The following is a 20,248-nucleotide window of genomic DNA, read 5'->3' on the forward strand; positions in this document are numbered from 1 at the left end:
CCTTGTTACAACGCGAGCGCGAACTTCACTCGCACGTACCCCGCCTTCAGCACTACGTGCCCTCTCTGATTCTGGCTGGCGTCAGCCGCGTAGCCGCACGTTGAGCCGGGCCGCCTGGCGCGTGAGGTGGTCGCGCTCCGGCACGCTGGCCGCCGCCCGGGCGGCCTCGGCGTAGAGCCGGGCCGCCGTCGCGGGGTCACCGTCACGTTCGTGCAGGTACGCCGCGACGGCGGAGTAGCGCGGCAGCGCGGGGTCGAGTTCGGCCAGCGCGGCGAGGCCGGCTCGCGGGCCGTCGGCTTCGCCGACCGCGACGGCCCGGTTGAGGCGGGCCACCGGGCTGCCGGTGAGGCGCACCAGCTCGTCGTACCACTCGACGATCTGCACCCAGTCGGTCTCCTCGGCCGTCTGCGCGTCCGCGTGGAGTGCGGCGATGGCCGCCTGGGCCTGGAACTCGCCCAGGCGGTCGCCGGTCAGCGCCGTCTGGAGGATGTCGACGCCTTCGGTGATCAGGCGGGTGTTCCAGAGGCTCCGGTCCTGCTCGGCGAGCGGCACGAGGCTGCCGTCGGGCCCGGTCCGCGCCGCTCGCCGGGCGTGGTGCAGCAGCATCAGCGCGAGCAGGCCCGCGACCTCCTCGTCGTGGGTCCGGACGGCCAGCTGCCGGGTGAGCCGGATCGCCTCGGCGGCCAGGTCGACATCGCCGGAGTACCCCTCGTTGAAGACGAGGTAGAGCACCCGCAGCACCGTGGTGAAGTCACCGGTCCGCGTGAACCGGACGCCCGAGACGGTCTTCTTGGCCCGGCTGATCCGCTGGGCCATGGTCGCTTCCGGCACCAGGTAGGCCTGCGCGATCTGCCGCGTGGTCAGGCCGCCGACCGCGCGCAGCGTCAGCGCGACGGCCGACGCCGGGGTCAGGGACGGGTGCGCGCACAGGAAGTACAGCTGGAGCGTGTCGTCCACGGCCGCACCCGGCTCGGGCGAGGGCTCCTCTTCGACGCGTTCCTCGCGTTGGCGCCGGGACGTCTCGGCGCGGGTCGCGTCGAGGAACTTCCGCCACGCCACGGTGACCAGCCAGGCCTGGGGGTCGCGCGGCGGATCGTCCGGCCACCGGCCGACGGCCTCGATCAGCGCGTCCTGCACGGCGTCCTCGGCCGCCGCGAAGTCGGCGCCCCGCCGGACGAGGACGCCGATCACGGCGGGGGTGAGGGACCGCAGCAGGGCCTCGTCCACGAGCGTCACTCCGTGATGGTCGGCGGCGCGGTCAGGAACGGGCGCACCTCGAGCCACTCCTGGATCGGCTTGCCGCCGGCGCCGGGAGCGGCGGACAGCTCGCCGGCGAGCTCGAGCGCGCGTTCGTAGCTGTCGACGTCGATGATCGTCCAGCCGGCGATCAGGTCCTTGGTCTCCGCGAACGGCCCGTCGGTGACCGGCGGCCGCCCTTCGCCGTCGGACCGGACGAAGGTGCCCTCGGGGGAGAGGGGCCGGTGTTCGACGAACTCGCCGGTGGTCTCGAGCCGGTCGGCGAAGTCCTGCATGTACTGGACGTGGGCCGTCAGCTCCTCCGGCGTCCACTGGTCCATCGGAACGTCGTTGACCGAGGCGGGCGCGCCGCGGTAGTGCTTGAGCAGCAGGTATTTGGGCATGGTGAGCTCCTTCGCGAGCTATCTTGGCGGATTTCGGGTTGTCAGGCGCTCTGACGCGCGGCCCGCCGCTGGGCCAGCTCCTCGACGGCGCTCGGCAGGGTCGTCTCGAAGTCGATCAGCTTCGCCCAGGTCGGGGTGACGACGATCCGGACCATACCGTCGTAGAGCTCACGCACCTCGGCCTCCCACGCGACCCGCTGCTCGGCCGTCATCCCGTAGCTGCCGTTCATCTGCAGGTACTCCTCCGGGATGCCGTCGACGACGTCCAGCTCGACCCGGCCGCGGATGAGCAGGATCTTGGGCGGGTGCACCTCGGTGTCGATCGTCAGCGCGACCACCGGGTTGGCGCGCAGAGCGGGCAGCTTCGGGGCGTTCTTCGAGGTGCACAGGACGATCTCCGTGCCGTTCCAGGTGAACGCGATCGGGACGCTGCGCGGGGTGCCGTCCTTGGCGACGTAGGCGAGGCGGGTCAGGTCGCGGGCCAGCAGTTCCCGGCTGTACGGGCGGTTCAGGACCTCGGTGATCTCGTTCTGGTGCACGGCGGTTCCTCCTGCGGTCGGTGGCGCTTGGTGTCCCTGGGACGGAGCCGGTCCCGCATTCTCGACATCGGTCCCGGGGACGGGTCCCGATTTTTTCCCGCGGCCCCGCCCGGCCGCCTCCTAGGGTGCAGAACATGACTTCCACCAGGCAGGACGGCGACACGTGGGACCTGGCCTCCGGCGTCGGCACGACGGCCACCGCGGCCGCGGCGGCCCGCGCGATCGCGACCCGCGAGGGTCCTTCGCTCTTCGCCGACCCGTTCGCCGAACCGCTCGTCCGGGCGGTCGGCGTCGATCTCCTCACCCGGCTGGCGTCCGGCGAACTGCCCCCGGGTGACCTGGTCGAGCAGGTGGCGATCGACGTGGCGAAGGTACGGGGCAAGTTCTACGACGACTTCTTCCTCGACGCGGGCAGCACGCAGGTCGTGATCCTGGCGTCGGGGCTGGACTCCCGCGCGTACCGGCTGCTCTGGCCGGCCGGGACGGTGCTGTACGAGCTGGACCAGCCGCAGGTCGTCGCCTTCAAGACCCGCACCATGGCCGAGCTGGGTGCCGAGCCCACGGCCGACCGGCGCGTGGCCGCGGTCGACCTGCGTGACGACTGGCCCGCCGCCCTGCGCGACGCCGGTTTCGACCCGGCGCGGCCGACCGCGTGGAGCGCCGAAGGCCTGCTGGGCTACCTGCCGCCCGAGGCGCAGGACAGCCTGCTGGACACCGTCACCGACCTCAGCGCGCCGGGAAGCCGGGTGGCCACCGAAAGCCGGCCCAACCCGAAACCGGGCGACGAGGCCAGGACGAAGGAGAGCCTGAACGGCGTCTCCGAACGCTGGCGGGCGCGTGGCTTCGACCCCGCGATGGCGAAGCAGCGGTACTTCGGTGAGCGCAACGAAGCGGCGCCCTACCTGGCCGCCCGCGGCTGGACGTTGCACGGAACCACCGTCCGCGACCTGCTCGCGGCCGTCGGCCTCCCGGCCCCGGAGGACGACGGCATGCGCTTGGGCGACCTGCTCTACGTCAGCGGCACCCTCGATGAGAGCCAGGTGCCCTCCTCTCGCGTGGGTCGTGAGTGTTTAGGGCGGTTCTAACCGCCCTAAACACTCACGACCAGCCACGGCAGACCCGACGACCATTCGGCCCGGCTCCCGGGCGGCCTCCTCGGCGGGGGAGCCCGCGCAAACCGGCCTGCGGGCGTCCTTGCCCTCGCGTATCCGGCGGCGGCGAGCGTGGGGCCCTCTGGGAGGGGGTCCTAGTTTTTCGAGCGCCTCTTTGCGTCCCTCCAAGCCTCAGGGCTTCTCCAGGGTCATCTGAGTTGGGATATGTGACCTTATCCAAACTTACACACGTCGTCATCTATCTTTTGATTTAGAACAGCTAATTTTAGTTCTGATTAGAAGGTTTGATAGGGTCTTGGTCATGACGGAAGACGCTGGTCAAGCCCGGGTGTGCGAGTACCGCCGCTGCGGAGCGGCACTGCCACCCGCGGTGGGGCGGGGGAGCCGCGCGCGGTTCTGCCAGGACGGGAAAACCTGGGGCCGGCGGAACCTCAACTGCCGGGACGCCGAAGCCGTGCTGGCGGACGCCGAGTCCCTGCGCGAGAGCGACACCCAGCTCGACGACACCGCCGTCACGGCGCTGGCCGGGCAGGTCGACCGGGTGCTCGAACCGGCCCGCGGGCTTGTCGAAACGCTGACGACGCTGCGCCACCAGCTCGACGCCGCCACCACGGCCGCGCTCGCCGAGCGGGACGCCGCCCTGGCCGAGGCCGACGAGCACCGTCTCCAGCGCGGCCGGGCCGACGCCGAAGCCGCTCAGGCCCGCGAAGTCGCTGAAGACGCCGCGCAGCAGGCAGCCGTCGCCGAGAAGGAGAAGACGGCCGCCACCCGGGAGCGGGACCAGGAACGCGCCGTCCGGAAGGCCGCCGTGCAGGAGCAGCAGCGCGCCGAAGGGCAGCTGGCCGCCGTGCGGGACGAACTCGCCCGCGTCGCCGAACGGGCCGAGTCCGCCACGGCCCTCGCCGGCGAGCGGGCCACGACCATCGCCACCCTCACCACCGAACTCGCCGCCACCCGGACCGTGCTCGAGGACGAACGAGGCCGTGGTCAGGACGCCTCCGTGCGAGCGGCAGCCGCGACGGCCCGCGCAGAGGCCGCCGAAACCCGAGCAGAAGCCGTCTCACAGAAGCTCGACGCCGCACGTGAAGAGCACGCGAAGGCCCGTCAGGAAGCCGCGGACCGGGCCCAGGCCGACGCCGAACGACTCCGCGCCGGCTTCGACCAGCGGTTCGCCGAGGCGCAGCTGTCTCACGAGCAGACCGTCCGGTCCATGCACGAGACCACCACCCACCTGGGCGCCGAACTGCGCGCCACCACCGCCCGGGCCGACGCCGCCGACCACCGGTTGAGCCAGGTGCGTGTGGCCCTGAAAGACCACGAGGGCCTCGAGACACTTAAGCAGTTGCTTGACCAAGGAGCCGAGCGAGCCTAACTTAAGTACATGCTTAACCATGACGAGTCGCTGGACCTCGTGTTCCGCGCGCTGGGGGACCGGACGCGGCGGGCCCTGGTCGAGCGGCTCGTGCGCGGGCCGGCGTCGGTCAGTGAACTGGCCGCGCCGCTGCCGATGTCGCTGGCCGCCGTCGTGCAGCACCTGCAGGTGCTCGAAACGGCCGGGATCGTGCGTTCGGAGAAGGCCGGCCGGGTGCGCACCTGCCGGATCGAGCCGGCGGTGCTGCGCACCGGTGAGCACTGGCTCGGGCACCAGCGCACCGCATGGGAGGGCAAGCTCGATCGGCTCGGGGACTTCCTCGAGCCGGGCACGGAGCTCGACAAGACGGAAGGAAGCACCTCATGACCGTCACGCACAGCACGTTCACCCTGGAACGCACCTACGCCGCGACACCCGCCCGAGTGTTCGACGCCTGGGCGGACCCCGGCGCGAAGGCCCGCTGGTACGGCGGGGAAACGCACGAGCTCGACTTCCGCACCGGCGGCCGGGAAGTGACCACCGGAACCGCGCCCAACGGCACCAAGCTGGAAGCCGCCTCGACCTACCACGACATCGTCCCCGACGAGCGGATCGTCTACTCCACCACGCTGACCGGCGGCGACACCCTCGCCACGGTCTCGACGACGACGATCGAACTGCTCGCCGACGGCGACGGCACCCGCCTGGTCCTCACCGAGCAGGACACCTTCCTCGACGGCGCCGAGGAGCCCGCCTGGCGCGAGCAGGGCACCGGCGACTGGCTCGACAAGCTCGGCGAGGAGCTGAAGTGACGGCCGGCCCGAGGGCCGTGATCGAGTCCCGCGTCGCGGCGACCGCGGCGAAGGACCTCGACGTGCTCCTCGCCCACTACGCCGAGGACGTCACGCTGTTCGACGCGGTCGGTCCGTTGCGCGACACGGGTCGTGATGCGGAACGGGCCCGGCTGCGGGAGTGGTTCGGCGCCTACCGGTCGCCGATCGAGCTGGACATCCGCGAACTCGAGGTGCACGCCGACGGCGACGTCGCCTTCGCGCACTACCTCTTCCACGTACGCGGCACGATGACCGACGGCACCGAGGTCGCCATGTGGGTGCGCTCCACCGCCGGACTCCGCCGGGACGACGACGGCGGCTGGAAGATCGTCCACGAACACAGCTCGGTCCCCTTCGACGGCGCCACCGGCGAGGCGCTCACCCGGCTCGAACCCGGTACTGCTGCGGGCTGACGCCGAATTCGCGCTTGAACGCCGCGCTGAGGGCGAATGCGCTGCCGTACCCGACCTGGTGGGCGACCGAGCCGATCGTGGCGTCCCGTTGCTGGCGCAGCAGGTCCGCGGCGAGCGCGAGCCGCCAGCCGGTCAGGTAGGCCATCGGCGTCTCGCCGACCGTCGTGGCGAACCGGCGGGCCAGCGCGGCGCGGGAGACGCCGGTGTTGGCGGCGAGCTTCGCGACCGTCCACGGCTCGGCGGGCTGGTGCTGCAGCAGTCGCAGCGCCTGGCCGACGATCGGGTCGTCGTGCGCGCGGTACCAGGCGGGCGCACGGGTGTCGGGCCGGTCGAACCAGGCCCGCAGCGCCGCGATGAGCAGCAGGTCCAGCAGCCGGTCGAGGACGGCTTCCTGGCCCGGGACGTCCTTGCCGATCTCCCCGGCGAGCAGTCCGACCAGCGGCGTCGGCCAATCGGTGGCGCGCAGCACGATCAGCACCGGCAGCGCCGCGAGGAGCCGTTTGCTGAGCTCGCCTTCCATGCCGTAGGTGCCGGTCAGCAGCACGACCGGGCCGCCGGTGCCGTGGCCCCAGGTCCGGACGCCGAGGTCGGCGTAGTCGGTGAGGTGCCCGCCGTCGGGGGTGCGGCAGTCCTGCCCGGGCAGGATGATCGCCTGCGGCGGTGTCGCGGGGTGGTCGGCGACGAGGTACGGCTCCGGGCCGCGCGCGATCGCGACGTCACCTTCGCTCAGCAGGACGGCTTCGCCGGCGTCGGGCACGATCCACGCTTCGCCGCGCACGACCGAGACGACCGTCAACGGGGCCTGGTCTTCGATGCGCAGCGACCACGGCGGGGTCAGGATCGACCGCAGCAGGAACGCGCCGTGCGCGCGGGGGCCGTCGAGCAGGGCGGCGAGCGGATCCATGCGCCCGAGTGTAGACGATGAAACATGCTATCGAGGCTCTGAACTATGGAGAGTCTCACTGCGGGCCGGTTGACTCACGGCCATGACAACGAACTTCCTTGTAGTGGGCGGCACCGGCAAGACCGGGCGCCGGGTGGCGGACCGGCTGCGCGAGCGTGACCTGCCGGTGCGGATCACGTCCCGGCGGGGCGCGCCGCCGTTCGACTGGGCCGACCGCGCCACCTGGGCGCCGGTGCTCAAGGGCATCGACGCCGTCTACCTGACCTACTACCCCGACCTGGTCGTGCCCGGCGCGGCCGACGACATCCGCGCGTTCACCGAGCTGGCCATCACCCAGGACGTCGAGCACCTGGTGTTGCTCTCGGGCCGCGGTGAGGAGGAAGCCGAGGCGTGCGAGCGGATCGTCGCTGCGGCCGACATCGGCTGGACCATCCTGCGGTGCAGCTGGTTCGCGCAGAACTTCAGCGAGCACTTCCTGCTCGACGCCGTCCGCAGCGGCGAGATCGCGCTTCCCGCGGCGATGGTGGTCGAGCCGTTCCTCGACGTCCGCGACATCGCCGAGGTGGCCGTGACGGCGCTGACCGAGCCCGGGCACACCGGCCGGCTGTACGAGCTGACCGGCCCGCGGCTGCTGACCTTCGCCGACGCCGCCGCGGATATCTCGGCCGCGTCGGGGCGGGATGTCCGCTATGTTCCGGTTTCCGCCGAGGACTACGCGGCCGCGGCCGTCGGCTACGGCGTGCCGGCGGACGAGGTGGGCGCGCTGACGGAGTTGTTCACCCGGGTGCTCGACGGGCGCAACGAGTCGGTGACGCACGACGTGGAGCGGGTGCTGGGCCGTCCGGCGACGGATTTCGCCGACTTCGCCCGGGACGCGGCGGCGACCGGGGTCTGGGCGCGATGAAGGGGAAGGTGACACCGATGTCGACTGTGGTGCTGGTGGCCGCGGTGGTCGCGGCCGGGTTGATCGCCGGGCTGTTCTACGCCTATTCGTGCTCGGTGCTGCCGGGCCTGGCGCGCGGGGACGACAAGACGTTCGTCGAGGCGATGCGCGGGATCAACGTCGCGATCGTCAACCCGGTCTTCATGCTGACGTTCCTGGGCGCGCCCCTGCTGGCGGGGGTGGCGATCTTCCTCAACCCCGGGCCGCGGCCGTGGGTGATCGCGGGGTTCGGGTGCCTGGCGGTGATGCTGGTGATCACCGCGGCGCTGAACATCCCGCTCAACAACGCGCTGGCGAACGGCGGTGACGACTACGCGGCGCTGCGGGCGCAGTTCGAGACGTCGTGGGTGCGCTGGAACGTCCTGCGGACGCTGGCGAGCACGGCGGGCTTCGGCTGCCTGGTCGCCGCGGTCCTCACCCGCCGTGGCTGACGGCCTCCACGAGGGGGCACAAGTCCGTGAAGGACTCCTTACCGGCTCTTAGCGCCGGTAAGGAGTCCTTCACGGCGTTCGGGTCAGTCGGCGAGGCGGAAGAGCAGGTCGGTGACCCACTGCGCCGGGTCCGGCACTTCCAGCGGGTTGGTGCGCAGGACTTCCAGGCGGCAGCCCCACTCCTCGCCCTTGGGTCCCTCAGTGCGGTCCCAGGCGACGCCCTGTTCCGAGCCCCACGTGAGTACCGACTGCGTCGCCGCGGCCAGGCCGTCGGGGGCGCCGACGTAGGTGTCGAGGACGTACTTCCCGGCCGGCAGCTCGTCGGTGAACGCCGGTTCGGGCGGAGTGAGGTCACCCTCGATCGGGACGCCGGCCTCGACGGTGAACCGCATCCCGGGGTGGAGGACGCGGTAGCGGAAGAACGGCGCCCCGGCCAGGGCGATCCCCTGCCCGGCCAGGGTGCCGATCAGCGGCGGCAGCCGGTCGGCGATCCGCGGGAACTCCGGGATCGCGAGGGTGGCGCGCTCGGCGACGTAACGCTGGGCGGGGCGGTCCACAATGGACGGCATCAGGCGAACTCCTCCGGTGGCCGGATCGGGCGGACCTCGATACTGCCGTAGGTCGCCGCGGGGTGCTCGGCCGCGATCCGGAGGGCTTCGTCGAGGTCGTCGCAGTCGAGGACGACGTACCCGCCGATCTGCTCCTTGGCTTCGGTGAACGGGCCGTCGGTGAGCAGCACTTCCCCGTCGCGGACGCGGATCGTGGTGGCTTCCGACGGCGGGCGCAGGCCGCCTCCGCCGCGGATCTTGCCGCGGCGGTCCAGGTCTTCACCCCAGCCGTCGCAGCCGTCGTACTGGTGTTCTTCGGCGGTCTCGTCACCGCAGATCATGAGCAGGTACTGCACGTCAGCTCTCTTTCAGGACTTCGCGCAGGCGCGCGGCGAAGGCGACGGGTTCGGCGAGGAACCCGCCGTGGTCGCCGGGGAACAGTTCCGCGGTCAGGCCGAGATCGGCGGCGAGGCCCAGGCCCGCCTCGTGGGCGGGCAGCCCGGCGGCTTTCTCGCCGACGCCGACGACGAGCCGGGTGGTCACCGCGCGCAGGGCGTCGAGGTCCGGGTCGTAGGCGCCGATGGCGGCCATGAGGTGGCCGAAGAAGTAGGCGAAGTTGCCCTCCATCACCTTCATCCGGGCGAGCTCTTCGGGCGTCGGGTCGGTGGGCGGGGTGATGTCGAAGCCGCTCATCTTCGCGAACGCGCCGATGGCGGCGCCGATGCCGTGCTCGCGCAAGGTGTGGTCGCCGGGTTCGCCGTCGAGGGGGCTGCGGGAGATGCCGCGGGGGTCGAACGTCACGACGGTGTGGTCCTCGGCCAGCAGCGGCCGGATCGGGGCGAACCCGGTGGCGTCGGCGGGGCCGCCGGGGATCAGCAGCAGGACGGGGCCGCTGCCGGTGACGTCGTAGGTGATGGTGGCGCCGGGGACGGCGAGGGTGCGGGTGGTCATGGCGTCTCCTCGGATCGGGGTTCGCCTACCCGACGGATGGGATCGGCCGGAACAGACACCGTTTCGGAAATTCTCCGGGTGAGGTAGCTGCGCTCGGCAGCGGTCGTGGCCAGATCGCGGGCGGTGGCGTACCACTCGGCGGCTTCGGTGTGGCGGCCCAGCCTGCGGAGGAGGTCGGCGCGGGTGGCCGGGAGCAGGTGGTAGCCCTCGAGCGCCTCGGTCAGCTCGTCGAGGAGGGCGAGCCCGGCGAGGGGCCCGTCGGCCATGGCGACGGCGACCGCCCGGTTGAGCTCGACGACGGCGCTGGGCACGAACTTGCGCAGCTCGCGGTAGAGCCCGGCGATCTGGGCCCAGTCGGTGTCGGCGGGCCGGGAGGCGGTGGCGTGACAGGCCGCGATGGCGGCCTGGATCTGGTAGGGCCCGGGGTGCCGGCGCCGCAACGCCGTCTCCAGCAGCTGCGTGCCTTCGGCGATCAGCGTGGCGTCCCAGCGGGTGCGGTCCTGTTCCTCCAGGGGGACGAGGTCACCGTCGACGCCGACGCGGGTGGCGCGGCGGGCGTGCTGCAGCAGCATCAGCGCGAGCAGGCCGAGGACCTCGGGTTCGTCGGGCATCAGGTGCGCCAGGACGCGGCCGAGGCGGACGGCTTCGGCGGCGAGGTCGGGGCGCAGCAGGTCCGGTCCGGCGCTGGCGGAGTAGCCCTCGTTGAACGTCAGGTAGAGCACGCCGAGCACGGCGGCGGTGCGTTCGGGCAGCAGGTGCGCGGGCGGGACGCGGTAGGGGATGCCGGCGTGGCGGATCTTGCGTTTCACCCGCACGAGCCGTTGCGACATGGTCGCTTCCGGGACGAGGAACGCGCGGGCGATCTCGGCGGTGCTGAGGCCGGCGAGCGTGCGCAGCGCGAGCGCGACCTGGGCTTCGGTGGCCAGCGCCGGGTGGCAGCAGGTGAAGATCAGCCGAAGCCGGTCGTCGGGAACACCGCTGTCGTCGAGGTCAGGGTCTTCGGGGACGTGCATGAGACCGGCCTCCCGGAGCTTGGCGGCGCCGAGGGTTTCGCGCCGGAGCCGGTCGGTGGCGCGGTTGCGCGCGGTGGTGGTGAGCCACGCGCCGGGCCGCTTCGGGACGCCGTCGCGGGGCCAGGTGCGCAGGGCGAGCGCGAAGGCCTCCTGGGCGCACTCCTCGGCGAGGTCCCAGTCGCCGGTGATCCGGATGAGCGTGGCCACGACCTGGCCCCACTCTTCACGGAACGCCTCCGCGACCGCTGTCTCGACGTCCACCACCACTCCTCCCGGTTGCTGTCACCGACCCGACGAACAGCCGGCCCCGGATTCGACAGTTACCCGGTCGCCGCGGCGTGGCAGGCGCCGAACCCCTCGGCGCGCACGACGATCCGGCCATCTTCGACGCGGACGGCGGTTTCGGTGGCGTCGCTGACCGCGGTGACGCCGGCGGCCGCGGCCAGCGCGCCCTCGGCGTCGGAGACGATCCGCAGGCGCGGCTCCCGCGGCGCCGGGAACGCCTGGTCCAGGCAGACGCGCAGGTCGGCGACGGCGAGCCGGGCCAGCGGGGCGAGCTCACCGGGGTCGCTGGTGACCAGCGCGACGGTGACGTCGGCCCCGGCGCGGACGGCTTCCTCGAAGGCGGCGGCGCGGTGCAGGCCGAGGACCGCGACAACGCCGTCGGCGGGCCGCACGGTCTCGCCGGTCAGCAGGTCGGTCGCGGCGGGCGGGCGCCAGGGTTCGTCGACGCGCCGGGCGTGCGAGGTGATCGGCGGCTCCGCGGGCCACTCGTCGTCGAGGCTCAGGTCCAGCAGTCCCGCGCACGCGGTGACGAGGTGGAACGGCTCGCCGAAGCCGGGCGCGGCGGCCGCGAGCTGGCTCGCGCCGTGCAGGGTGGTCAGCGCGGCTTCGGCGACGCGCACCAGGCGTCCTCCCGGACGGAGGCGTTCGAGGGCGAGGCCGAGCAGGATCGCGTCGATCCGCATGAGCTGTGCGTACGGCCGGCGGGTGTGTTCGTCGGCGAGGATCTCCGGCAGCAGGTCGCGGGTGAGGCGGGCGTCCTCGCTGTCGCTGTCGGTGGCCAGGGGGAGGCGGGCGACCCAGGCGCGGGCGAACGCGGCCAGGGCGTCCGGCGCGCTGGGGTGCGACGGCGGGGTGGCGGGCCGGGGTGCGTGCTCGGCGAGATCGGCCAGGACGGCGAAGTAGAGCGCGCGTTTGCCGGGGAAGTTGGAGTAGACGGCGCCGCGGGTGAGCTCGGCGCGCTCGGCGATGACGTCGATCTTGGCGTCGCGGAAGCCGCGCCGGGCGAACTCGTCGCGGGCGGCGGCGAGCACCTTCGCGCGGTTGCGTTCCTGGGTTGCGGCCCTGCTGAGTCCGGCCATCGTCCTCCTTGCCCCGGTGTTGCCGGTCAAGATACCGCGACCATCCAGATGCCATGAACATCTGATATCAACATTTGGAGCCCCGATGATCCCCGATATCGACCTGACCGACCTCAAAGTGCTGACCGATCCGTTCACCGTCTACGACCAGGCCCGCGAGGCGAGTGCGGTGGCGCAGCTGGTGATCCCCGGCTTCGGCCCGTTCCGGGCGCTGACCCGCTACACCGAGGCCCGCGCGATGCTGAGCGACCCGCGCTTCGAGGTGAAGCCCGAGAGCTTCCTGCGCCCGCCCGGCATCCCCGAGCACTGCCTCGAGTACATGCGGACCATGGCCGAGCAGGACGGCGCCGAGCACCTGCGGCTGCGACGGCTGGTGGCGCCGGCCTTCACGCCGAAGCGCGCCGCGCTGTTCCGGCCACGGCTGGCGGCCATCACCGAGCGGCTGCTCGACGAGCTGCCCGCACACGCCGAGAACGGCGTCGTCGACCTGATCCCGCACTTCGCCCGGCCGCTGCCGATGGATGTCATCTGCGAGCTGGTCGGCATCCCCGCGGCGGACCGGCCGCGCTGGCGCGAGTACGGCGCCGCGGTCGCCGGCGGGGTGGGCCAGGACTTCCTCGCGGCCATCCCGGTGATCATCGAGGGCGCGAAGGACGTCGTCGCGCGCAGCCGCGCCGAACCGGGGGACGACCTCATCGGCGACCTGGTCCGCGCCCAGGACGGTGACCGGCTCACCGACACCGAGCTGGTCACCCTGGTCTGGCACCTCATGCTGGCCGGGCAGACGCCGGTGAACCTCATCGCCAACGCCGTCGAAGCCCTGCTCACCCACCCGGATCAGCTCGCCCTGCTCCGCGCGGATCCCGCGTTGTGGCCGGGTGCGGTCGAGGAGCTGATGCGCTGGTGCAGCCCGCAGCTGCTGACCACCCCGCGGTTCGCGCGCGAAGACGTCGAGATCGACGGCACGGTGATCCGGGAAGGCGAGCGGGTGACCGCGGCCCTGGTGGCCGCCGACCGTGACCCGCGGGTGTTCGACGGCGCCGACCGGCTCGACGTCACCCGGTCCGGACCGGCGCAGCTGGGCTTCTCGCACGGCTCGCACTTCTGCCTGGGCGCGTCGATCGCGCGAGTGCAGGCGGAGGTGGCGCTCTCGGCGCTGTTCGCCCGGTTCCCGGACCTCGCGCTGGCCGTCGACGACGTCCCGCGCGCGCCCGACGGCGGGACGTGGCGGCCGTCGGCCTTACCGCTGACGCTCTGACACCAGGGCCTCGATGCCGTCGAGGACGCGGGCGAGGCCGAAGCGGAAGCTGTGGGCGGCGTCGGACGCCGCGTTGTGCGTCTCGCCGGCGGCCTGGCCGACGCGGGAGGCGAGGGGGAAGTTCGCCGCGTCGGCGGCCGGGATGCCGGCCAGCACCGGCGCGGCGCGCTCCCACCACTGGGCGTCGGTCAGGCCGCTGGCGCGGACCAGGCGGGCGGCGTCGACGGAGGTGCGCGCGGTGGCGCGGACGAGGCCGTTGACGATGGTGATCACGGAGTCCATCTCGACGTCGTCCAGGCCGATGCCGTCGATCGCGCGCAGTTCGTGCTCGTACCGGGCGAAGGTGTGCGGGCCCAGGACCGAGCGGGTGGTGGCGGCCTCCAGCAGCCACGGGTGCCGGTGGAAGTGGGCCCAGGCCGCTTCGGCGATCGCGGTCAGCGCCGCGCGCCAGCCGAGGCCGGGTTCGGGGACCGGCAGCTCGCCGCGGGCGTGGTCGATCATCAGCTCGAGCAGCTCGTCCCGGCCGGGGACGTAGGTGTAGAGCGACATGGGGGAGACGCCGAGGTGCTCGGCGACGCGGCGGATGGTGACGGCGTCGAGGCTGTCGGCGTCGGCGAGGGTGATGCCCGCCCTGACGACGTCGGCTGTGGTCAGCTGGGGTTTCGGGCCGCGTCGCGGGGGCGGGGAGACGCCCCAGAGCAGCTCGATCCCCCGTCGCGGGTCAGTGCCGCCGTCGTCCTCGGTGCTCACGCCGCTCATTCTGCCCACCGGATCCCCGTACGTCGTACAGAGTTGTGCTAACCTCTTCTTCGTACATAGTACAGAGTTAAGGGGGAAGATGACTCTGCAGATCCAGGCCGAGGGACTCCGCAGGCCCTACGGCGCCGCGTACGCCCTCGACGGATTCGATCTCGAGGTCCCGGCCGGCACCCTGCACGGCCTGCTGGGACCCAACGGCGCGGGCAAGACCACCGCCGTCCGCGTCCTGAGCACACTCCTGCGGCACGACGACGGCGTCGCGCGCGTGGCCGGGTTCGACGTCGCCACCGAACCGGCGAAGGTCCGCTCGGCGATCGGCGTCGTCGGCCAGCAGGCCGCGGTCGACGAACTGCTGTCCGGGCGGCAGAACCTGGTGCTGTTCGGCCGGCTGCACCACCTCGGCCGCCGCGAAGCCACCCGCCGCGCCGACGACCTCCTCGAGCGGTTCGACCTGGCCGACACCGGGTCGAAACCGGTGTCCGCCTACTCCGGCGGGATGCGGCGACGCCTCGACCTGGCCGCGTCCCTGCTCGCGGCGCCGCGGGTGCTGTTCCTCGACGAGCCGACGACCGGGCTCGACCCGCGCAGCCGCAGCGAAGTCTGGAAGGCGGTGCGGTCCCTGGTCGCCGACGGCACGACCGTCCTGCTCACCACCCAGTACCTGGAGGAAGCCGATCGGCTGGCCGACCGGATCTCCCTGGTGGAACACGGGCGCGTGATCGCCGAGGGCACTCCGGCCGAGCTGAAGGGCTCGCTCGGCGTGACCCGGATCGAGCTGGTGGTGACCGATCCGGACGTCGTGGACGCGGCGACGGCGTTGCTCGCCCGGGTCACCGGCGCCGAGCCGGTCACCGAGGAGCTGCGGGTGAGCGCTCCGGCGGAGCCGTCGATGCTGACCGACGTCGTGCGCGAGCTGGCGGCGACCGGCCTGTCGTTCGCCGACGTGGCCCTGCGCCACCCGACGCTCGACGAGGTGTTCCTGGAGCTGACGGGGGTGGCGCGATGACCTGGGCGATCACGGACGGCTGGACGCTGACCCAGCGCTACCTCGCGCACTTGGCCCGGCGCCCGGCCCGGCTGGCCACGGTGGTGGCGTTCCCGATCCTGATGGTGCTGATCTTCGCCTACCTGCTCGGCGGCGGGATGACCGTGCCGGGCGGCGGCTCCTACCGCGAGTTCCTGATGCCGGGGATGTTCGGCATGACCATGGCGTTCGGCCTGTCGGGGACGATGATCGCGGTGCTCGACGACGCCACCAAGGGCGTCACCGACCGGTTCCGGTCGCTGCCGATGGCACCGTCGGCCGTGCTCACCGGGCGGGTCGCCGCGGACCTGGTCAACGCCGTCCTCGCACTGGCGGTGCTGCTGGGCTGCGGGTTCGCGGTCGGCTGGCGCCCGCACGGCAGCCTCGGCGAGACCCTCACCGCGTTGGCGCTGCTGCTCCTGCTGCGGGCGGCGCTGGTGTGGGCCGGGATCTACCTGGGCCTGCTGACCACCGACCCGTCGATGGTGACCTTCGCGCAGACGTGTGAGTTCCCGTTCGGGTTCCTCTCCAGCGCGTTCGTCGCGACCGCGACGATGCCGGCGTGGCTGGGAACCGTGGCCGAGTGGAACCCGTTGTCCTCCACGGTGACGGCGGCGCGGGTGCTGTTCGGCAATCCGGGCGTGGCGGGGACGTCCTGGGTGAGCACGCACCCGGTGCTGATGGCGGTCCTCTGGCCGCTGGTCCTGCTCGCGGTGTTCGTGCCGTTGTCCGTGCGCCGATACGGGAGGCTGGGGAACTGAACGCCGATTTCCTGCCGGGGGAACCGCCACGAGCGGGCCACCTGGTGCTCGACGACACACCACTGTCCATCGTGGACGGTCTGCGGGCGTTGCTCGTGAGCGACGATCCGGAGCCGTCCGTGGTGTTCTGGGCTACGGCGGCGAAGGCCGCGCAGCGGCTGATCGCGGCCGGACGCCTCCTGCCCGGCGTCACCGAGGCCGGGCACGACGCCTGGCGCGTCGGACCGCTCCAGCCGGCGGAAGCCGCGTGGCTGCGCGACCTGGCTGCCGCGATGCCTGCCGGTGACCGGGCGCCGGGGCCGCTGTTGCGGGCGTTCCTCGACGCCGTCGCCGACACGCTGCCCCGCACGCCCGCCGCGGCGAAGGCGGCCGGGACGAAGTTGTTCGCCGCGGTCGCGCCGCAGCGCGCGGACGCCATCCGCGACTGGGCGGACGAGCTGGCCGCGGGCCTCGACTCGGGCATCCGGGTGTCGCTGCGCGTCGAGGCGCCCGACGGCTTCGACGCCGGCCGCTACCGGGCTGTGGTCCAGGTGCACAGCCTCGCCGATCCCGGCGAGATCGCGGACGCGGCCGAGCTCTGGGAGACGGGCCGGTTCGGGCCGCGGGCCCGCATCGACGTCGTGCTGGCCCTGCGGCGGGGTGCGCAGGTGTGGCCGGCGCTGAGTCCGTTGCTCACCTCGGCCGTCCCGGACGAGCTGGCGCTGGGTGGCGACGACGTGGTCGAGCTGGTCGCGGCCGCCGCCCCGCGGCTGACGGCGGCCGGCATCGACGTCCACTGGCCCGCGGAACTGGCCGGTTCGCTGACCGCGCGGGCGGTGGTCGTCTCCGGGGACGCGCCAGGGGACCTGCCGTCGTTCTTCGGCGGCGGCCGGGCATTGGCGTTCGACTGGCAGCTCGCCCTCGGCGGCGAGGTGCTGACCGAGGCCGAGCTGGACGCGCTCGCCGAAGCCCGCCGTCCAGTGGTCCGGCTGCGGGACCGTTGGGTGCTGGTCGATCCGGCGCTCGCCGCGAAGGCCCGTGAGCGGACCCTGAAGCCGTTGACACCGGTCGACGCGCTCGGCGCAGTACTCAGCGGCAGTACCGAGATCGACGGTGAGCACGTCGAGGTCGTCACCGAGGGCTGGCTGGCGCAGCTGCGGGAACGGCTGGCCGCCCCGCCCGAGCCGCCGGTGCCGCCGGCCGGGCTGGCCGCGTCGCTGCGGGATTACCAGCTGCGCGGGCTGCAGTGGCTGGCGACGGTCACCGAGCTGGGGCTCGGCGGGTGTCTCGCCGACGACATGGGTCTCGGTAAGACCGTCACGCTGATCGCGCTGCACCTGCACCGGGCGGCCGGGCCGACCTTGGTGGTGTGCCCGGCGTCGCTGCTGGGCAACTGGGAACGCGAGATCCGGCGGTTCGCCCCCGGCGTGCCGGTACGGCGGTTCCACGGCGCGGCCCGCTCGCTCGACGACATCGAGGACATCGGCGGGTTCGTCCTGACGACCTACGGCACGCTGCGCACCGATCCCGCGCCGCTGGCCGGCGTCCAGTGGGGGCTGCTGGTCGCCGACGAGGCCCAGCACGTCAAGAACCACCGCTCCAGCACCGCGAAGGCGCTCCGGCTCGTCCCCGCGTCGGCGCGGGTGGCGCTGACCGGCACCCCCGTGGAGAACACGCTCTCGGAGCTGTGGGCGATCCTCGACTGGACGACGCCGGGTCTGCTGGGGTCGCTCACCGAGTTCCGGGCGCGCTGGGCGAAACCGATCGAGGCCGGCGACCCGGCGACGGGGGACCGGCTGGCCCGGCTGCTGCGGCCGTTCCTGCTGCGGCGGCGCAAGTCCGACCCGGGCATCGCGCCGGAGCTGCCGGCCAAGACCGAAACGGACCGGCCGGTGGCGCTCAGCCCGGAGCAGGTGGCGCTGTACGAGGCGGTCGTGCGGGAGATGATGGCCGACATCGCCGCGAGCGACGGGATCGCGCGGCGCGGCCGGATCGTGAAGCTGCTGACCGCGTTGAAGCAGATCTGCAACCACCCGGCCCAGTACCTCAAAGAGCCCGGCGGCCGTTCCGGGAAGCTGGAGCTGCTCGACGAACTGCTGGACACGATCCTCGCCGAAGGTGGCGCGGTGCTGGTGTTCACCCAGTACGTCGCGATGGCCCGGCTGCTGGAGCAGCACCTGGCCGCACGCGGGATCGGCACGCAACTGCTGCACGGCGGCACGCCGGTGCCACGCCGGGAAGAGCTGGTGCAGCGGTTCCAGGACGGTGCGGTGCCCGTGTTCCTGCTGTCGCTCAAGGCGGCCGGTACCGGGCTGAACCTGACGCGCGCCGACCACGTCGTGCACTTCGACCGCTGGTGGAACCCGGCCGTCGAGGACCAGGCGACCGACCGGGCGTACCGGATCGGGCAGACCCGGCCGGTGCAGGTGCACCGGCTCGTCGCCGAGGGCACGGTCGAAGACCGGATCGCGGCGATGCTGCGGGAGAAACGGGCCCTGGCCGACGCCGTCTTGGCCGGCGGCGAGGCGGCGCTGACCGAACTGTCCGACACCGAGCTCGCGGAGCTCGTCGAGCTGAGGAGCCGCGGATGACCGATGACCGTGTGCGGGGTTTCCCCGCGTTCGGGACGACCGGGACACGCGGGCGGTTCGCGACGTCGTGGTGGGGCCGGGCGTGGGTGAGCGCCATGGAGGACACGGCGCTGGACCTGCGGCAGCTCAAGCAGGGCCGCCGGTACGCCGCGGCCGGCCTGGTCGGGCCGATCACGGTGAGCCCGGGCCGGATCGCGGCCGTGGTGGACGACGTGGACAGCGCTGGCGGCGGCCCGTACCGCACCCAGCTGACGCTGGCGGAGCTGTCCGACGGGGACTGGGTGCGGTTCCTCGACCGGGTCGCCTCGCGCGCCGGGCACCTGGCGGCGCTGCTGGACCGCGACATGCCGCCCGACCTGGTGGCGGCGGCCGACGACGCCGGCGTCCACCTGCTGCCGGTGATCGGCGACCTCGACCCGGAGTGCGACTGCCCGGGCTGGGAGCTGCCGTGCAAACACGCGGCGGCGCTGTCGTTCCAGGCGTCGTGGCTGCTGGACGCCGACCCGTTCGTGCTGCTGCTGATGCGCGGCCGGGGCGAGCGCGAGATCCGGGAGGAACTGGAGAGCCGGACCGCGCCGCGCGCGGACTTCTCCGCCGACGTCGACCGGACGCCGGGAGAGCTGCCCGACCTGGCGGAGTTCCGGCCGTCGGGGGCGCCGTCGATCCCGGCCGCGCCCGGGGTGCCCGCCGAGGCGTTCGCACTGCTGGTGGCCAACGCCTCGGCACAGGCCGGTGCCGTGCTGGCGGGGGAGCCGTGGCCGAGCCGCCGGCAGGACACCATCCGGCTGGCCGCGCTGTTCCCGTCCGCGCAGCTGGGCGAGGGGCCGGAGTTCGACCGGGCGGTCGCGGCGTGGACCCACGGCGGCCGCGCCGGGCTCGACGTCCTCGACACCAGGTGGACGCCGCCGAAGCCGGTGATCGCGGCCGCGCGGGCCGCGCTCGCCGACGTCGACCCCGTCTTCGAACGCAACCACTGCACCGTCGGCGACACGCAGTTGCGCCTGGACCACCAGGGCCGGTGGCATCCCTACCGCCTCGACGGCGACGTGTGGTGGCCCACCGGACCGCCGGAGACCGACCCGGGTCTCCTGCTGGGCTGAAAACCGCCGGAATTCCCGGTATCCAGCGTGCCCCCTGCCGTCTCCTGTCCCGTGACGGCGGCTTCCGCCGGGCCACTGGGGGTGCGGGCGCGCGGGCTCCTCCCGCGCGCCCGCCCGGTCTTTCTGTCGTGTCCGGCGCTAGCGTCGGAGCCATGGACCTCTCCGCCGATCTGCGCCGCTACCTCCAGCAGTCACGCGAAAGCCTGCTCGCGTCGCTGGACGGGCTGAGCGAGTACGACATCCGCCGCCCGATGACGCCGACCGCGACGAACCTGCTGGGCCTGGTCAAGCACGTGGCCGGCGTCGAGTTCGGGTACCTCGGCGACAGCGTGGGCCGGCCGGCACCGGTGCCCCTGCCGTGGGTCGAGGACGAGTCGGTCTGGGACAGCGCGGACATGTGGGCCACGGCCGAGCAGACCCGCGAGGAGCTGGTCACCCTCTACCGCCGGGCGTGGCAGCACTCCGACGAGTCGATCGCCCAGCTGCCCTTGGACGCGCCGGCCTCGGTGGCGTGGTGGCCGCAGGAGCGCCGGCGGACGACGTTCGGCTCGCTGCTGGTGCGGGTGGTCGCCGAGACCGCGCAGCACGCCGGGCACGCGGACATCGTCCGGGAGACGATCGACGGCCGCCCGGGCAGCGACCACGACCTCGCCGGCGACGCGGACTGGTGGACCCGGCACGTCACCCGCGTCCAGGAGGCCGCCGACCAGCACGCCCAGCCGCGGTCGTGAGTG

The 20,248-nt window shown here is 72.9% G+C and carries 23 protein-coding genes; 13 read left to right on the plus strand and 10 right to left on the minus strand.

All coding sequences use genetic code 11. The features are described 5' to 3' along the window. Positions 1–81 precede the first annotated feature (81 nt). Genes OHS18_RS05575 through OHS18_RS05585 form a run of 3 tightly spaced genes read right to left on the minus strand, consistent with a single transcriptional unit; the run spans position 82 to position 2,179 of the window. Positions 82–1,227: an RNA polymerase sigma factor gene (locus OHS18_RS05575; RefSeq protein WP_328618731.1), complete on the minus strand. Its 1,146-nt coding sequence runs from the start codon at positions 1,225–1,227 to the stop codon at positions 82–84. 5 nt (positions 1,228–1,232) lie between these two features. After that, complete coding sequence (locus OHS18_RS05580) at positions 1,233–1,640, minus strand: YciI family protein (protein ID WP_328455401.1); 408 nt, start codon at positions 1,638–1,640, stop codon at positions 1,233–1,235. Positions 1,641–1,681: 41 nt separating this feature from the next. After that, entirely contained in the window at positions 1,682–2,179 is a 498-nt protein-coding gene (locus OHS18_RS05585; RefSeq protein WP_328616186.1) for a pyridoxamine 5'-phosphate oxidase family protein, read from the minus strand. A 134-nt stretch (positions 2,180–2,313) separates the two neighbouring features. Here OHS18_RS05585 and OHS18_RS05590 point away from each other — a divergent pair, with 134 nt between their 5' ends. The 5 genes from OHS18_RS05590 to OHS18_RS05610 all read left to right on the plus strand — a co-directional run bounded on the left by OHS18_RS05590 (position 2,314) and on the right by OHS18_RS05610 (position 5,888). Beyond that, on the plus strand, positions 2,314–3,264 hold the full coding sequence (locus OHS18_RS05590; RefSeq protein WP_328616187.1) for a class I SAM-dependent methyltransferase: 951 nt from the start codon (positions 2,314–2,316) through the stop codon (positions 3,262–3,264). Positions 3,265–3,592: 328 nt separating this feature from the next. Further along, positions 3,593–4,663, plus strand: a complete 1,071-nt coding sequence (locus tag OHS18_RS05595) for a hypothetical protein (RefSeq protein WP_328616188.1) — start codon at positions 3,593–3,595, stop codon at positions 4,661–4,663. A 9-nt stretch (positions 4,664–4,672) separates the two neighbouring features. Then, entirely contained in the window at positions 4,673–5,029 is a 357-nt protein-coding gene (locus OHS18_RS05600; protein ID WP_328455395.1) for an ArsR/SmtB family transcription factor, read from the plus strand. Then, positions 5,026–5,454 (plus strand): SRPBCC family protein, encoded by a 429-nt coding sequence (locus tag OHS18_RS05605; RefSeq protein ID WP_328616189.1) that lies wholly within the window; start codon positions 5,026–5,028, stop codon positions 5,452–5,454. The genes OHS18_RS05600 and OHS18_RS05605 overlap by 4 nt, the downstream gene beginning before the upstream one ends. Continuing rightward, positions 5,451–5,888: a YybH family protein gene (locus OHS18_RS05610; RefSeq protein WP_328616190.1), complete on the plus strand. Its 438-nt coding sequence runs from the start codon at positions 5,451–5,453 to the stop codon at positions 5,886–5,888. The genes OHS18_RS05605 and OHS18_RS05610 overlap by 4 nt, the downstream gene beginning before the upstream one ends. Here the strand turns inward: OHS18_RS05610 and OHS18_RS05615 are convergent. Continuing rightward, a complete protein-coding gene (locus tag OHS18_RS05615) occupies positions 5,854–6,792 on the minus strand; it encodes an AraC family transcriptional regulator (RefSeq protein WP_328616191.1) in 939 nt (312 codons plus the stop codon). The genes OHS18_RS05610 and OHS18_RS05615 overlap by 35 nt on opposite strands. Before the next feature lie 82 nt (positions 6,793–6,874). Between OHS18_RS05615 and OHS18_RS05620 the strand changes: the two genes are divergently transcribed. Together OHS18_RS05620 and OHS18_RS05625 are read left to right on the plus strand one after the other, a co-directional pair. Continuing rightward, positions 6,875–7,696, plus strand: a complete 822-nt coding sequence (locus OHS18_RS05620; RefSeq protein WP_328616192.1) for an NmrA family transcriptional regulator — start codon at positions 6,875–6,877, stop codon at positions 7,694–7,696. 17 nt (positions 7,697–7,713) lie between these two features. Next, complete coding sequence (locus OHS18_RS05625) at positions 7,714–8,166, plus strand: anthrone oxygenase family protein (RefSeq protein WP_328455384.1); 453 nt, start codon at positions 7,714–7,716, stop codon at positions 8,164–8,166. Positions 8,167–8,249: 83 nt separating this feature from the next. Here OHS18_RS05625 and OHS18_RS05630 read toward each other — a convergent pair whose 3' ends face one another. From OHS18_RS05630 to OHS18_RS05650, 5 genes are read right to left on the minus strand one after another with little or no spacing between them, the layout of a single operon-like run. Continuing rightward, a complete protein-coding gene (locus OHS18_RS05630) occupies positions 8,250–8,735 on the minus strand; it encodes a GyrI-like domain-containing protein (RefSeq protein ID WP_328616193.1) in 486 nt (161 codons plus the stop codon). Continuing rightward, complete coding sequence (locus tag OHS18_RS05635; protein ID WP_328616194.1) at positions 8,735–9,070, minus strand: YciI family protein; 336 nt, start codon at positions 9,068–9,070, stop codon at positions 8,735–8,737. The genes OHS18_RS05630 and OHS18_RS05635 overlap by 1 nt, the downstream gene beginning before the upstream one ends. A 1-nt stretch (position 9,071) precedes the next feature. Continuing rightward, positions 9,072–9,665, minus strand: a complete 594-nt coding sequence (locus tag OHS18_RS05640; protein ID WP_328616195.1) for an alpha/beta fold hydrolase — start codon at positions 9,663–9,665, stop codon at positions 9,072–9,074. Beyond that, a complete protein-coding gene (locus OHS18_RS05645) occupies positions 9,662–10,939 on the minus strand; it encodes an RNA polymerase sigma factor (protein WP_442875344.1) in 1,278 nt (425 codons plus the stop codon). The genes OHS18_RS05640 and OHS18_RS05645 overlap by 4 nt, the downstream gene beginning before the upstream one ends. A gap of 59 nt (positions 10,940–10,998) precedes the next feature. Beyond that, a complete protein-coding gene (locus OHS18_RS05650; protein WP_328616197.1) occupies positions 10,999–12,042 on the minus strand; it encodes a TetR/AcrR family transcriptional regulator in 1,044 nt (347 codons plus the stop codon). Between the two features lie 85 nt (positions 12,043–12,127). Between OHS18_RS05650 and OHS18_RS05655 the strand changes: the two genes are divergently transcribed. Further along, positions 12,128–13,300: a cytochrome P450 family protein gene (locus OHS18_RS05655; RefSeq protein WP_328616198.1), complete on the plus strand. Its 1,173-nt coding sequence runs from the start codon at positions 12,128–12,130 to the stop codon at positions 13,298–13,300. Here OHS18_RS05655 and OHS18_RS05660 read toward each other — a convergent pair. Beyond that, positions 13,283–14,059 (minus strand): TetR/AcrR family transcriptional regulator, encoded by a 777-nt coding sequence (locus OHS18_RS05660; protein ID WP_328616199.1) that lies wholly within the window; start codon positions 14,057–14,059, stop codon positions 13,283–13,285. The genes OHS18_RS05655 and OHS18_RS05660 overlap by 18 nt on opposite strands. Positions 14,060–14,138: 79 nt before the next feature. Here OHS18_RS05660 and OHS18_RS05665 point away from each other — a divergent pair, with 79 nt between their 5' ends. The 5 genes from OHS18_RS05665 (at position 14,139) to OHS18_RS05685 (ending at position 20,245) form a co-directional block, all read left to right on the plus strand. Next, the gene (locus tag OHS18_RS05665; RefSeq protein ID WP_328616200.1) at positions 14,139–15,065 is read left to right on the plus strand and encodes an ATP-binding cassette domain-containing protein; all 927 of its coding nucleotides are present in this window, start codon (positions 14,139–14,141) and stop codon (positions 15,063–15,065) included. Next, positions 15,062–15,844, plus strand: a complete 783-nt coding sequence (locus OHS18_RS05670; protein ID WP_328616201.1) for an ABC transporter permease — start codon at positions 15,062–15,064, stop codon at positions 15,842–15,844. Before OHS18_RS05665 ends, OHS18_RS05670 begins: the two co-directional genes overlap by 4 nt. 71 nt (positions 15,845–15,915) lie before the next feature. Beyond that, positions 15,916–18,414 (plus strand): DEAD/DEAH box helicase, encoded by a 2,499-nt coding sequence (locus tag OHS18_RS05675; protein WP_442875463.1) that lies wholly within the window; start codon positions 15,916–15,918, stop codon positions 18,412–18,414. Next, positions 18,411–19,514: an SWIM zinc finger family protein gene (locus OHS18_RS05680; RefSeq protein ID WP_328616203.1), complete on the plus strand. Its 1,104-nt coding sequence runs from the start codon at positions 18,411–18,413 to the stop codon at positions 19,512–19,514. Before OHS18_RS05675 ends, OHS18_RS05680 begins: the two co-directional genes overlap by 4 nt. Before the next feature lie 152 nt (positions 19,515–19,666). Continuing rightward, positions 19,667–20,245 (plus strand): DinB family protein, encoded by a 579-nt coding sequence (locus tag OHS18_RS05685; RefSeq protein ID WP_328616204.1) that lies wholly within the window; start codon positions 19,667–19,669, stop codon positions 20,243–20,245. Positions 20,246–20,248: the final 3 nt, after the last annotated feature.

Source organism: Amycolatopsis sp. NBC_00355 (assembly GCF_036104975.1).
Taxonomy (GTDB): domain Bacteria; phylum Actinomycetota; class Actinomycetes; order Mycobacteriales; family Pseudonocardiaceae; genus Amycolatopsis.

Excerpts from the sequence above, each read along its gene's own strand:
- OHS18_RS05580 (WP_328455401.1), bottom strand. The coding sequence starts at position 1,640 with ATGCCCAAATACCTGCTGCTCAAGCACTACCGCGGCGCGCCCGCCTCG.
- OHS18_RS05590 (WP_328616187.1), top strand. The coding sequence starts at position 2,314 with ATGACTTCCACCAGGCAGGACGGCGACACGTGGGACCTGGCCTCCGGC.
- OHS18_RS05595 (WP_328616188.1), top strand. The coding sequence starts at position 3,593 with ATGACGGAAGACGCTGGTCAAGCCCGGGTGTGCGAGTACCGCCGCTGC.
- OHS18_RS05600 (WP_328455395.1), top strand. The coding sequence starts at position 4,673 with ATGCTTAACCATGACGAGTCGCTGGACCTCGTGTTCCGCGCGCTGGGG.
- OHS18_RS05605 (WP_328616189.1), top strand. The coding sequence starts at position 5,026 with ATGACCGTCACGCACAGCACGTTCACCCTGGAACGCACCTACGCCGCG.
- OHS18_RS05615 (WP_328616191.1), bottom strand. The coding sequence starts at position 6,792 with ATGGATCCGCTCGCCGCCCTGCTCGACGGCCCCCGCGCGCACGGCGCG.
- OHS18_RS05620 (WP_328616192.1), top strand. The coding sequence starts at position 6,875 with ATGACAACGAACTTCCTTGTAGTGGGCGGCACCGGCAAGACCGGGCGC.
- OHS18_RS05625 (WP_328455384.1), top strand. The coding sequence starts at position 7,714 with ATGTCGACTGTGGTGCTGGTGGCCGCGGTGGTCGCGGCCGGGTTGATC.
- OHS18_RS05630 (WP_328616193.1), bottom strand. The coding sequence starts at position 8,735 with ATGCCGTCCATTGTGGACCGCCCCGCCCAGCGTTACGTCGCCGAGCGC.
- OHS18_RS05640 (WP_328616195.1), bottom strand. The coding sequence starts at position 9,665 with ATGACCACCCGCACCCTCGCCGTCCCCGGCGCCACCATCACCTACGAC.
- OHS18_RS05650 (WP_328616197.1), bottom strand. The coding sequence starts at position 12,042 with ATGGCCGGACTCAGCAGGGCCGCAACCCAGGAACGCAACCGCGCGAAG.
- OHS18_RS05655 (WP_328616198.1), top strand. The coding sequence starts at position 12,128 with ATGATCCCCGATATCGACCTGACCGACCTCAAAGTGCTGACCGATCCG.
- OHS18_RS05660 (WP_328616199.1), bottom strand. The coding sequence starts at position 14,059 with ATGAGCGGCGTGAGCACCGAGGACGACGGCGGCACTGACCCGCGACGG.
- OHS18_RS05665 (WP_328616200.1), top strand. The coding sequence starts at position 14,139 with ATGACTCTGCAGATCCAGGCCGAGGGACTCCGCAGGCCCTACGGCGCC.
- OHS18_RS05670 (WP_328616201.1), top strand. The coding sequence starts at position 15,062 with ATGACCTGGGCGATCACGGACGGCTGGACGCTGACCCAGCGCTACCTC.
- OHS18_RS05680 (WP_328616203.1), top strand. The coding sequence starts at position 18,411 with ATGACCGATGACCGTGTGCGGGGTTTCCCCGCGTTCGGGACGACCGGG.
- OHS18_RS05685 (WP_328616204.1), top strand. The coding sequence starts at position 19,667 with ATGGACCTCTCCGCCGATCTGCGCCGCTACCTCCAGCAGTCACGCGAA.